This is a genomic window from Caulobacter sp. GW821-FHT12D05 (genome assembly GCF_058807295.1).
Map to the genome: position 1 here is coordinate 493271 of NZ_JBXAQO010000002.1, position 12296 is coordinate 505566.

Below are 12296 nucleotides of genomic sequence, written 5' to 3' on the forward strand. Positions count from 1 at the left end.
ATGCGGAAAAGCATCTTCTCCCTGTCCCCGTTCGGTCGTCCCGCGCCTCTACCCGACATGGACGCGCGCACGACCATGCCGACCGGAAGCGCCATGACCGACATCATCGCGGTGCTGCGGCCCCACGAGCGCAAGCTCGCGGCCTATATCGTGCGCCGGTCCAAGGACCCCGGCCGCGCCGAAGACATTCTGCAGGAGACCTTCCTCACCGTGATGCGCCAGGCGCAAAAGCAGGAGATCACCCAACCGCTGGCCTATGCCTATCGGGTGGCGGACTCGCTGATCTACGCCCAGGCGCGACGCGACAAGCGCGAGTCGCCGATCGGCGACGAGGACTTTGGCTGCGACCTGCCCTTGCCGGACGCGGTGCTGGAGCACAAACAGCGGGCCGCTGTGTTCGAGAAGGCGCTGAAGCGCCTCTCGCCCCTGCGCCGCGACATCTTCATCCGCCGTCACATCGACGGCCAGTCCAGACAAGCCATCGCCGACGATCTCCGGATCAATGTCGAGGCGGTCAAGAAACACCTCGTGCGGGCCATGGCCGAACTGGCCGGCGCGATGCAGGACGCGGCGGTCAACGCCGCGCGAGAAGGGAGCGGCCGCGATGCGCGCTAACGACAACTGGCGTCTGCCGTCCGAAGACGAGCTGGAGATCGCCGCCGACTGGGTGGACCGCCTGCCCGAGCTGACGCCTGAAGAGCGCCAGGCGCTGGAGACCTGGCTGGCCGGCGGCCCCGGCCGCGCCGCCGCCTTCGGCCTGATGCGCGACACCCAGCGCGACACCGCCTTGCTGGACGCCGCCGAGCGCGTGCGCGCCGCGCCCGTAGCGAAGCGCTCGATGCGCCTGGGCCTGATCGCCGCCGGGATCGCCATGGTCGCGGGTCTTTCGGCCGTCGTGCTGGTCCGCCCCTATCTGGACGCTGTCGAAAAGCCCGTGGAGTTCGCCACCCCGCTGGGCCAGCGCGCCGAGCACCAGCTCAGCGACAAGTCCGTCGTCACCCTGGCCGCCGACAGCGGCGTGTCGGTGCGCTACAGCCGCGGCGCGCGCGAGATCGCCCTGACCAAGGGCGACGCCGTCTTCGACGTAGCCAAGGACGCCAAGCGCCCGTTCCGCGTTCAGGCCGGCGACACCCAGGTCACCGCCGTCGGCACGACCTTCGAGGTCGAGCTGGTCAGTGACGCCGTTCAGGTGCGGGTCTTCGACGGCGTGGTCCGGGTCAATCGCGACGGCGCCGAGCGCCGGGTCGGCAAGGGCGAGTGGCTGATGCTGGCCTCGAACCGCGCCCCGGTCGCCGGTCGCCTGGAGGCCGATAGCTACCAGGCCTGGCGCTCGGACTGGCTGGACGCCGACGGCCTGCCGCTGAAGTACGTGATCGCCCGCCTGAACCGCTACACGACCCAGAGCGTGGCCCTGCACGATCCTGGCCTGGGCGAACTGAAGGTCACCGGCCGCTTCAAGCTGGACCGGCCGACCGAGTCCCTGACCATGATCGCCGCCCTGCTGGACATGAAGGCCCATCCCGAGGGCCGCCGCGTCTACCTGACGCCGCGCAAGGACCCCGCGACCTAGGCCGGCGTCAGCTCGATCAGCACGATGTCGTTGGCGCGCATGGGCAGGTTGACCATGGCCTCGCCCCGCACGGCGACGACCTTGTCGATCTCGGGCCGGTCCCGGGTCAGGCCCTCCAGCTGGCGTTGCTGATCGGCGGTCAGGGTCTTGGGCAGGCCCATTTCGATATAGGCGCTGTAGGCGTCGTTGGCGCGATAGCCGGTGCGGCGCGTGCGCAAGCGGTAGCGGCCAGGCTTCAGCCCCGCCACCCGCAGCTTCAACGGCTCGACGTCGAAGGTCGGATGCAGGCGCTGATAGAACGGCCGGTTGCTCACCTTCTGGTCCGGCTGGCGCCAGGCATAGGCCAGCACCGTCACCCGCTCGCCGTCCCGCGCGGCGAAGACCTGGTTGTCGCTGGTCGCCAGCGCCTGACCCTTGAGGGCGTTCAGGTACTTGTAGGCGAACCAGGCCGACTTGCGGATCCCCTGCGGGTTCATCAGCCCGAAGCCGCCCTCGAACGGCTTGGTCGGCGGGCCGGGCTCTTCGAAAAGATCCGTATAGGTCCAGTAGCTCATGCCCTGCACCAGCCCCTGGGTGCGCCGCAGCTTCTCCAGAATGTAGGCAGCGCTGACATAGCTGTCGTGGACGCTGTCGCGCGGCGTGTAGCTGGTGCTCCACTCGGTGAAGTACAGCGGCAGGCCGGGAAAGGCGGAAGCCTCGATCTGCTCGCGCACTCGCCGCACGTCGCCGACGATGGCGTCGGGCGAGGCCGACAGCTTGGTGTCCTGCTCGCCCTTCTCGTCCAGGAAGCCGCCGTCAACGCCATAGGTGTGGGTGGTGACGAAATCGACCGGGGCGCCGCTCTGCTTCACATGGGCCAGGAACTCCGGAACCCAGGCCGCGCCGGCCGTCGAGGGACCGCCGACGCGTAAGGCCGGGTCGATCGCCTTGATGGCCCGCGCGGTGACGTCATAGAGCTCGAAGTATGCCGCCTGATCGGCCTTCTCCCAGAAACCGTCTAGGTTGGGCTCGTTCCAGACCTCGAAGAACCAGGTCCTCACCTCGGCCTCGCCATAGCGCTGGCGGATGTGGCGGACGAAAGCGTCGATCAGGTCGCGCCAAGGGCCCAGCTGCGGGTGGGACGTGTTGCCCTTCCAGTAGAAGATCGTCAGGTCCGAGGTCTTCATCGCCTCGGGCGTGAAACCCAGCTCGACGAACGGCTTGATCCCCTTGGCCAACAGGGCGTCGTACAGCTGATCCAGCTTGGTCCAGTCGTAGACGATCTTGCCGTCCTGGACCTGCACCGTGCCCAGCACGTCGTGGAACACCGCGTGGAAGCGGATGTAGCGGAAGCCCAGCTCGTCGACCGTGGTCTTCAGCTGGGCCTGGCTGTCGTCGCGGATCAGGGTGCCGGGATAGTCCGAGCCGATCGACAGGTCGAAGAAGCGGTCGACCGGGCCGGTGGTCTTGGCCACGTCCAGGGCGATCACGCGCGGCGCCGGCGCGGCGTGCGCCATCAGCGGCAGGCTCGAGATGGCGGCCAGCAAGGCGCGGCGCGACAGGCGCATGGAGCTTCCTTCCGTCTTCGTTGAGAAGCAGGGCTACACGGCCATGATAGCGCTATCAATGTCTATTGTAGGACAATTCCAAATCAGCGCCGCAGAGCGAAGCCTACATAGACCGTGCGGGGCGCCGAGAAGCTGGTGACGCCATCCGCCGTCTGGCCTACGGCGAGGTTCGCATCCAGGGCATTGTCGGCGGCCAGATAGACCTCGGACGTCGGCGACAGCGCCCAGCCGGCGCGCAGGTCGACACCCGTCCCGGCCTTCAGCGTTCGCAGGTTCAGGTCGTCCTCGTAGCGCTTGCTCTCGTAGCGCAGGTCGGCGTCGAGGGTCAGGCGGTCGATCGGCTTCCAGCGGACACCGGCGGTAGCGGTCAGGGCCGGCGCCTGGGCGGGTCGTTTGCCATCCAGTTGGGTGACCGCGCCGCTGCCCTCGACCCGCGCGTGGGTCGCCGAGACCGCCGCGCGGACGGTCCAGGCCGGCGACAGGTCGGCGGCGACATCGCCTTCGAGGCCATAGGCGTTGATCTCGCCAGCGTTCTGGCGCTGGCGCAGCACGCCGCCGGCCGGGATGAAGCCGGCGATCGGGAAGGTCCCCGGGCCGATGCCGATCGTGACGTTGGTGATCGGGTCGCAGACCTGGTTGTAGAAGACGCCGAGGTTCCAGCGCACCGCCCCCTCGCCCGCCAGGCCCGCCTCAACGCCGTACAGGGTCTCGGGCTTCAGGGCGGCGTTGGACTCGGTGACGTCGTTGCCGACCCGGAACGGGCGGTGCAGCTCGTTGAGCGTCGGTGGCCGGAAGCCCGCATAGGCCGCCGCGCGGACCCAGGTCTCGCCCGACAGCCGCTGCCGGATGCCCACGCGGGCCGTCGGGGTCGCGCCCGAGGCGTTGGCCGGTGGCGCGTCCAGGGTCAGCCCCCCCGTCGCCGTGTCGCGCTCGCGCCGCACGCCACCGTACGAGCGCCAGCCGTCCAGCCGCGCCCCGGCGACCAGGATGAAGTCCGGCCGGCTCCAGGCGGTCTCGGCATAGACCCCGCCTACCAGGGTCCGGCCGCCGGCCGTGCGCTGGCGGGTGAAGGTCCCAGTCATGTAGCGGAAGAGCTCGTTGGTCTTGCCCTCGGTCGCCCGGACATCGCCGCCCAGCTCCCAGGTCCATTCGCCCAACGCGCCCTGCCAGGCGGCGTTGAGGCCGTAGCCGCTGGAGGGCGTAGAGTACTGGTCGTTGGCCGGGGTCGTGCCGGTGCGCCCGGCCGCGACGGCGGCGGAGGTGTTCTCCAGGTCGCTGGACCGCGCCCAGGCCTGCAGTCGCCAGGCGTCGGTCGCCAGGGTCACGGCCAGCGAGCTGCCGGTGGCGTTCGACTTGGCGCCGAACAGACCCGCGCCGCGCTTTTCCTGGAAGGTCGAGGCCCGCGCCGCCCAGCGCACGCCGCCGGCCTCGCCCTGCACCCGCGCGGCGATCGAGCCGTCTTCAAGGGTGGTCGGCACATCGGCCGAGCCGGCCGCCGAGCCGCGCACGGGCCGGTAGCCGTCGGTGCGCGAGCCGCTGGCCGTCAGCAGCAGGTGATCGGTCCCGAGGGTCCCCGCCGCGCGCCAGCCGTCCCGCTCGCGCATCTCGGCCGTGAAGCTGGTCAGGCCGCCGCCGGTCGCCCGCTCGCGCAGAGCCACGACGCCCGTCAGCGCGCCGGCGCCGTAAGGCCCCGCCCCCGCGCCCCGCACGATGGTCGCGCCGGACAGGCCCTCGCCCGGCAAGGCGGTCCAGATCACCCAGCCGCCGAACGGATCGTTCTGCGGCGCGCCGTCCAGGGTCACCAGCGCCCGGCCGGCGCCCGACGGCGCGACGGCCCGCAGCGACAGGCCCTGGATGGTCGGATTGGCCGCGTCGCTGCCGGTCCGGCGGAACAGCGAGACGCCGGGCGTGGTCTTCAGCACGTCGTCCAGCCGCGCCTGCGCGCCTAGCTCGGCGGCGTCGTAGTAGGCGGTGGAGAAGACGTCCTGCCCCGGCAACGGCAGCAGCCGGGGCGCCTCGACGACGACGGTTGAGACCGGGGGCGGCGGGGCTTCGAAGGGCAAAGGCGAACTCTACTTTGGCGAAAGGCTATGCTTAGCCCAAAGCCCTATGGCGCCGCTATCGTTCCCAGCCGCCGCCCAAGGCCAGAAACAGGTTCACCTGGTCGGCCGCGACCTGGCTGTCCGACGCCGCCAGCTGCGCCTCGGCCCCCGCCAGTGTGCGCTGGGCGTCGAGGCCCGCGAGGTACGGACTGCGACCGGCGCGATAGAGACGCTGGGCCTGGCTCTCGGCCAATTGCGCCTGGTCACGGGCAGCCTTCAAAGCCGCCTGCCGTTGCAGGTCGTGGGCGTAGGCGTCCAGGCTGGTCTCGGTCTCGCGCAGCGCCGTCAGCACAACGCCATCGAACCGCGCCAGAGCCCCGTCAGCCCCGGCCTCCGCCTGACGGATCCGTGCTCGCTCGCCCTCACCCGGCAGGGTCCAGCTGATCAGCGAGGTCAGGCCCCACCGGTTGGCGGGAGCCGTGCCGATGTCGGCCAGCAGGCCCGTCGAGCCCGCCCCGGCGCCTAGGGTGATGCTGGGATAGAGCGCCGCCGTCGCGACGCCGATACGGGCGGTGGCCCCGGCCAGGGTCCGCTCGGCCTGGCGCACGTCGGGGCGCCGCTTCAGCAAGGCCGCGCCGTCGCCGACCGGGATCGGACGCGTCAGGGTCGGCGGGACCACGCAGGCTTCGACCGCCTTGGGGAACTCCGCCGGCGGCTTGCCAGTCAGGGTCGCCAGCTTGTACAGCGCCGCGCGGCGACGGCTCTGGTAGGTCGGCAGGCTGGCGCGCGACAGGTCCAGCTGCGCCTGGGCGCGGGTGACGTCGACGGCCGTGCCGCGACCGGCCTTCACCAGTTTCTGGGTGACCGTGAGGCTACGGGTCTGAAGATCCAAGGTGCGCTGGGCCACCGCCAGCTCGTGGCCGTTGGCGCAGGCCTCGACATAGGCGCGGGCGACGTCGGCGGCGACGCTGACCCGAGCCAGATCCAGGGCGGCCTGCGACGCCTCCGCGTCGGCATGGGCGGCCTCGGAAGCGCGCTTGAGGCGGCCGACCAAGTCGACCTGGTAGCTGACCTTCAGGCCCACATCGGCCAGGTTCTCGACCGGCAGCTGCTCGGCCTTCAGGAACTGCTCGCCGGACTCGCGAGAGTGCATGGCGGCGGCCGAGGCCCCGACCTTGAAGCCGCCCGCATCGTCGGCCTCGCCAGCGATGGCCCTAGCGCGGGCCAGGTTGGCGGCGGCGACGCGCAGGTCGGTGTTGGCGGCCAGGGCCTCCTCGACCAGGCCGTTCAGGACCGGGTCGTCATAGAGCTTCCACCAGCCGGCCGGGACCGGGTCCTGGCTGACGGCCTTCGAGGCCGCGCCCAGGAAAGCGCCCTGCGCCGTCGGCGCGTTGATCTTGGCCTCGTCCGGCAGCTTGTAGTTCGGACCGACGGTCGTGCAGGCGGTCAGCACCAGCAGCGAGCCGGCGACCGCGAGGCTCTTCAGCGGGCTCATCGACCCGCTCCCACCACCGCCACTGTGGCGGTGCGGCCGGCGATCAGGCGCAGGTCATGCGGCGTCTGGTCCAGCGCCACCCGCACCGGCACCCGCTGGGCCAGGCGCACCCAGCTGAAGGTCGGGTTGACGTTGGGCAGCAGGTTGCCGCTGGCGGCGCGGTCGCGGTCCTCGATGCCGGCGGCGATCGACTGGATGTGGCCCTTCAGCGGCCGATCCTCGCCCATCACCTTGATGCTGACCGGCTGGCCGATCCGCAGACCTGACAGCTTGGTCTCCTCGAAATAACCCTCGACCCGGAACGAGCGGCTGTCGATCAGAGCCAGCACCGGCTTGCCGGCGGTGACATAGTCGCCGGTGCGCAAGGTCAGGTCCGACAGGAAGCCGTCGGTCGGGGCCAGCACCACGGTGCGCTTGAGGTTCAGCACCGCGACATCCCGCGCCGCCAGGGCCTGGGACAGGGCCGCCTGGCTCAGCTCGACCTTGGACAGGCTCTGCTCGGTGACCTCGCCGGCGACCAGGTCGCCCAAGGCGCGGTTGCGGACGAGCTCACGGCGGGCCTGGGCGAGACCCGCGCGCTGGGCCTCGACGGCGGCGTCGGCCTGGCGCAGGGCCAGGGCGTAACGCTCGCGGTCGACATAGAACAGCGGCTGGCCGACCTTGACCGTCTGGTCGTTGGCGGCGTCGACCCGGGTGACCAGGCCCGAGACATCGGGGGCCACCTGCACGACATCGGCGCGGACGCGGCCGTCGCGGGTCCAGGGATCGACCTGGTAGTGGGTCCACAACGCCTTGCCGCCGACCAGGGCGGCGATGACGACGACGCCAGTGACGGCGACGCGGGCGGTGGTCATCAGAACGGATTTCAGCGGGGGCATGGGTCAGAACTTCAGGGGTGATGGAACCGTCACGACGGCGGCCCAGAGGATGACGAACAAGGCGGTGTCGAAGAGCGCCGGGTGCCAGACAAAGCGGTAGACTCCGACCTTCGACAGGGCGCGACGCAGCACGAACGAGGCGGCCAGGGCGATCACCGCCGAGACCAGGACGGACGACAGGAAGACCCCGTCGATATTGAGTTCACCGGTCATCGGGCGATCTCCGGAACGAAGGCGGGAGCCTCCGGGAACAGGTTGCGGCGCAGGCCGACCAGGCCCGAGACGCCCTGCACGGCCGAGGCGGCGGGGGCGATCGACAGGCTGCGCAGGGCGGCGTCGACACGGGCCAGCAGGTCCTCGCCGGGCTTGCGGCTGTGGCCGGCGGCCAGGGCGGCGAAGTGCTCGCCGACGCCGTCGAGGGCGGCGTCCAGCTGGCTCTTGCCCTCGGGCGAAAGGTCCGGACGGGCGGTCTGGACAGCGACCAGGTTCATGCCGACCCGCAGGTCGCGCAGGGCGTCGACGCCGACGAAGTCATGCTGCTGGCCGGCCTGGGCCAGCTTGGGCGTCAGCATGCCCAGACGGTCGACCAGGATGGCGGCGAAGGCGGCGGGCTCGGGCGCCTGGCGGGCGCGGGCCAGACGGGCCAGGCCCCTCCAGGTGCGCACCAGCAGCCGTCGGGCGCTGGCGTCCACGCCCATCGAACGCAGGCCGGCCGTGACCATGATCGCAAACAGCAGGCCGACGAACTGGCCCAGATTGCCGTTCAGGAACCCGGCGAAGTCGGCGCTGAAGGTCTCTTGCAGAGCCAGGGCGTTGCAGAAGCCCATCAGCACGGCCAGGGCGGCGCCCATGGTCGCGGGGTTGGGGATATAGAGGCCCAGCAGCAGCAGCGGCGGGGCCATGACCAGCAGCAGCATTGGAAAGCCGTCAATCGCCGGCAGGATAGCGAACATGTAGACCGCCGCCAGCGGCAGCGAGAACAGCGAGAACAGGCCGAAGTTCTTGATGGCCGGCACGGGATCGTCCATCGCCGCGAAGAAGCAGCAGAACACCGCCGCCATCACCGGCGCGGCCGCCCCGTCGCCCCAGCCGGCCAGGATCCAGGTCGCGCAGGACAGCAGGATAGCGATCGCCGCCGCGCCGCCCGACAGCAGGGCCAGCGGCAGGTCGGCGTGCATCGGGCGCAGGCCCTTAGCCCTAGCCGAGGCGTCCAGGGCCGGCGACAGTGGGGCGTCGGGATTGTCCAGGCGCGCCATCAGGGCGTGGCCCTCGGCCAGGGCGCGGACGGCGTCGGACAGCCGCACCAGCAGGCTCTCGATCAGCAGGCTGTCCCAGGCCGCGCCGCGACGACGGGCGGCGAGGTCCTGCAGGCGCTCGATCAGGTCCAGGCCCTGGTCGCGCGGCGAGCCAGCCTCGATCCAGGTGACCACCGTGTTGAGGGCGGCGCGGACGCGGTCGTCGCGGACCTCACGCAGGGCCTCCATGCGGTCGGCCAGGCCCGACAGCAGCGGGATCAGCAGCAGCATGCGCTCGTGCAGGGCGCGGACGACGCCGGTGGTCTCGCGCAGGCGCGAGGTGTCGAACGGCAGGTGGACGGCCAACATCTGGATCTCGCTGGCGGCGGCGGCCAGGTGGCGACGGTCGCGGGCGATGGCCTCGGCGTCCTCGCCGCGCAGCACGTCCAGCGCCCAGCGGTCGGCCTCGCCCAGCCAGGTCTTCAGGCGCGCGCGCAGCACCGCGCCCACCGGACGCGGGAAGACCAGGCTGTGGGTCAGGGTGGCGCAGAGGATGCCCAGGCCGATCTCGATCACCCGCGAGACGGCGACGTCGAAGATCGCGCCGGGCTGGGAGACGCTGGGAAAGCCGATGATCGCGGCCGTATAACCGGCCAGCATCAGCACATAGCTGCGCGGCGTGCGGTCCAGCAGCGAGATGGTCAGACAGCCGCCGACCCACAGGGCCAGGGCCAGCGACAGCAGCCACGGCGCGTTGACCAGGTTCGGCACGAGGGCCACCGCGGCCATGGCGCCCAGTATGGTGCCCAGCACACGATAGACGGCCTTGGAGCGCACGGCCCCGGCCAGCGGCTGGCTGACGATATAGGCGGTGGTCATCGCCCAGTACGGGCGCGGCAGGCCCAGGGCGAAACCGATATAGAGGGCCAGCATCGCCGCCGCGAAACTGTTCACCGAGAACAGCAGCGTATGCCGATCGAGCTTGGGGAACATGGGAGCCTAGACCCCCTGCCCGGCCGCGGCGTCCAGGGCGGCCTCGAAGGCGGCGAAGGTGCGCAGGGCGGCTTGAAGGTCGGCGTCGCTGACACCCGTCAGCATCTGGGCCCGCACCACCTGTACGGCGTCCTCGACCACGGCGGCCAGCGCCTGGCCTTCGGCGGTCAGGTGCAGGGTCTTGGCGCGCTTGTCGGAGGGGTCGTCACGACGTTCGACCAGGCCGGCCTGGGCCAGCTGGTCGAGGATGCGGACTAGCGAAGGCCCTTCCACGCCAATCTCCTCGGCCAGGGTCCCCTGGCGCATGCCGCCGCCGGCGCGGGCGATGTGCAGCACCGGCATGGCCTTGGCGTCCGAGATGCCGTGGGCGGCCAGGGCGCGATTGACTTCCTTGCGGTACACGCGCGCCAGACGCAGCAAGGCGCCAGCGAAGGCGCGTTCATCGAGGGTGCGAGGAGAGGTCATGGAACGGCGATCTTTTAAATAGGTAGCTTCCTATCTAAAATAGATAGCATCCTACCTATCTTTCCGCAAGAGCGGCGCCGTGAAAGGACTCAGAGCGGCGGAGGACCGTCCCGCCACTGCGGCCAGTCGGCGACGATGTGGTCCACGACCCGCGATCCGACCACGCCGATATTGGCGACGGTCTCGGCAAAGCCGCCGGCTGTCTGGCCTGGCGCAGGGTCGAGATGCTGCAGGGTCGTCTCACCCGGCGCGCCCTGGTCGAAGTTCACCGCGCCGCGCAGGCTCAGGATGCGCCCCGTTCCCCACTGGCGCTTGATCACCAGCGCCAGGGCGACGGCCTCCATCTCGGTGATCACATAGTCGTCGGCGCCGTAGAGCTTGGCGATGTATTGGGCCTCCTTCGACAAGCCCGGCCCATGGAAGAAGGTGTCGCCGGTCATGTGCGTGCCGACCGTGACCGAGGGGGCCGCGCGCGCCCGAGCGTCGGCATAACGCATGCGGTAGCGGCGGGCGGCGTCGCTGTCCTGCATCGGCGCGCCTTGCGACAGGCGCACGGCCCAACCAACCAGGGTCGGATCCAGCTTGAAGCGGCGATACTCCTCGTAGCCGGCTCGCGGCATGAAGGTCGGCGCGCCGGGCGTGTTCTCCTCCGGCGCCCAGCGATGGCCCAGATCATAGTCGACCAGCCAGGTGGCCCAGGAGACGTCGCCGATCGTCCCACGCGACGGCGGGGTTCCGCCGACGCCGCTGAGGATGAAATAGGCCTGCGAGAAGTCGTAGGCCGGGTCCAGCAGGATGGCCTGCATCGAGGCCGACGCATTGACCTTGCCCATGCCCAGGATCGAACCGCAGACGCCGTCGGTATTGCAGTAGACGGGCTTGAGGGCGCCCTTCACGGTCCGGGGCGGGCTCTGGCGCCAGTAGCGTTCGTACCAGGGCTGGAACTCGCCGGCGCGATCGCCGGTGTTCTCGCCGATCTCGAACATGGCGGCCACGAAGACCTTGACCTTGATCGGGTCTGCGTGGGCGCCGCTCGCCAGGGCGAACGCGGCGACAATCGCGGCGAGAGCAAATCGGAAAAGCGGTCGAATAGTCATGGCTGAACGCTATCGACCTTCGAGGCTGATTTGCCGAAGGCCCGCGCCGTCGAAGACGCGGGCCTTCCCGTCATTGCTCGATTTCGATGCGCCAGACCTTAGCCCAGCGCCTTCTTGTACAGCGCCAGCAGGTTGGCCCAGGCCGTCTCGGCGGCGGCCTCGTTGTAGACTTGGCTGCCCTTGACCGTCCAACCGTGGGCCGCGCCGGCGAAGACCTCGACCTGGGCCGGGCGCTTGGCCTCGGCGAAGGCGGCCTTCAGCTTGTCCTTCACGTCCGGTTCCTTCTGATCGTCGTTCTCGGCGATCTCGATCAGGTACGAGGCGTGGGTCTTGGGGATCAGCAGGTGCGGGCTGTCGGCGTCGGCGGTGATCAGGCCGCCGCCATGGAAGGTGGCCACCGCGCCGATCCGGCCGGGAGCCGCGCCAGCAGTGCGGAACGACAGCGGACCGCCCATGCAGTAGCCCTGCACGCCGATCTTCTTGGCCTTGTCGGTCTGAGGCTGGGCGTCGAGGAAGGCGACATAGGCCTCGGCGTCCTTGAAGGTGCCGGCCGGCGTCACCGAGGCGCGCAGCGGCGTGATCTTCGCGCGGTCGTCGGGGTTGGCGAAGTTGAACGTCCCGTCGATCACCGGCGCCTTCTTGACCCGGTAATAGAGGTTGGGGACCAGCACCACATAGCCGGCGGCGGCCAGGCGGCGGCCCATGTCGCGGAACACCGGACGCAGGCTCATGACGTCGGGCCACAGCAGCACCGCCGGGTGCTTGCCCTTGCCCTTCGGATAGAACAGGGCCGCGTCGGCCTCGCCGTCGGCGGTCTTGATGGTGACGTCCTTCTCCTCGACCGTGTCGTCGGCGCGGGCGACCGAGGCGACGCCCGTGGCCGCCACCGTCAGCAGGCCGAAGGCGCGGCGCGACAGGCGCGGATCGTGAACCAGGCCGGGGTGGATATCGTCGTCACACATGGCGGTCTCCCT

11 protein-coding genes are annotated in these 12296 nt (G+C 70.4%); 2 read left to right on the plus strand and 9 right to left on the minus strand.

The annotated features are described in order from the left end of the window. Entirely contained in the window at positions 1-615 is a 615-nt protein-coding gene (locus tag AC1RRR_RS09830) for an RNA polymerase sigma factor (protein ID WP_492812608.1), read from the plus strand. Beyond that, positions 605-1570 carry a FecR family protein gene (locus AC1RRR_RS09835; RefSeq protein WP_492812610.1) on the plus strand — a complete coding sequence of 322 codons (966 nt, stop codon included), beginning with the start codon at positions 605-607 and terminating at the stop codon, positions 1568-1570. The genes AC1RRR_RS09830 and AC1RRR_RS09835 overlap by 11 nt, the downstream gene beginning before the upstream one ends. Here AC1RRR_RS09835 and AC1RRR_RS09840 read toward each other — a convergent pair. The 9 genes from AC1RRR_RS09840 to AC1RRR_RS09880 form a co-directional block, all read right to left on the minus strand. After that, positions 1567-3066, minus strand: coding sequence for a GH39 family glycosyl hydrolase (locus AC1RRR_RS09840; protein ID WP_492813537.1), 1500 nt, complete (start codon positions 3064-3066; stop codon positions 1567-1569). The two genes, AC1RRR_RS09835 and AC1RRR_RS09840, sit on opposite strands and share 4 nt — an antisense overlap. A gap of 134 nt (positions 3067-3200) precedes the next feature. Continuing rightward, complete coding sequence (locus tag AC1RRR_RS09845) at positions 3201-5180, minus strand: TonB-dependent receptor (RefSeq protein WP_492812612.1); 1980 nt, start codon at positions 5178-5180, stop codon at positions 3201-3203. A gap of 55 nt (positions 5181-5235) precedes the next feature. Beyond that, a complete protein-coding gene (locus AC1RRR_RS09850) occupies positions 5236-6654 on the minus strand; it encodes an efflux transporter outer membrane subunit (protein ID WP_492812614.1) in 1419 nt (472 codons plus the stop codon). Next, positions 6651-7508, minus strand: a complete 858-nt coding sequence (locus AC1RRR_RS09855) for an efflux RND transporter periplasmic adaptor subunit (protein ID WP_492812616.1) — start codon at positions 7506-7508, stop codon at positions 6651-6653. The genes AC1RRR_RS09850 and AC1RRR_RS09855 overlap by 4 nt, the downstream gene beginning before the upstream one ends. 27 nt (positions 7509-7535) lie before the next feature. Further along, entirely contained in the window at positions 7536-7745 is a 210-nt protein-coding gene (locus tag AC1RRR_RS09860; protein WP_492812618.1) for a DUF1656 domain-containing protein, read from the minus strand. After that, a complete protein-coding gene (locus tag AC1RRR_RS09865) occupies positions 7742-9760 on the minus strand; it encodes an FUSC family protein (protein WP_492812619.1) in 2019 nt (672 codons plus the stop codon). The genes AC1RRR_RS09860 and AC1RRR_RS09865 overlap by 4 nt, the downstream gene beginning before the upstream one ends. A 6-nt stretch (positions 9761-9766) precedes the next feature. After that, a complete protein-coding gene (locus tag AC1RRR_RS09870; RefSeq protein ID WP_492812620.1) occupies positions 9767-10225 on the minus strand; it encodes a MarR family winged helix-turn-helix transcriptional regulator in 459 nt (152 codons plus the stop codon). A gap of 89 nt (positions 10226-10314) precedes the next feature. Next, complete coding sequence (locus AC1RRR_RS09875) at positions 10315-11322, minus strand: purine-nucleoside phosphorylase (protein ID WP_492812622.1); 1008 nt, start codon at positions 11320-11322, stop codon at positions 10315-10317. 98 nt (positions 11323-11420) lie between these two features. Further along, on the minus strand, positions 11421-12284 hold the full coding sequence (locus AC1RRR_RS09880; protein WP_492812623.1) for a dienelactone hydrolase family protein: 864 nt from the start codon (positions 12282-12284) through the stop codon (positions 11421-11423). Positions 12285-12296 lie beyond the last annotated feature (12 nt).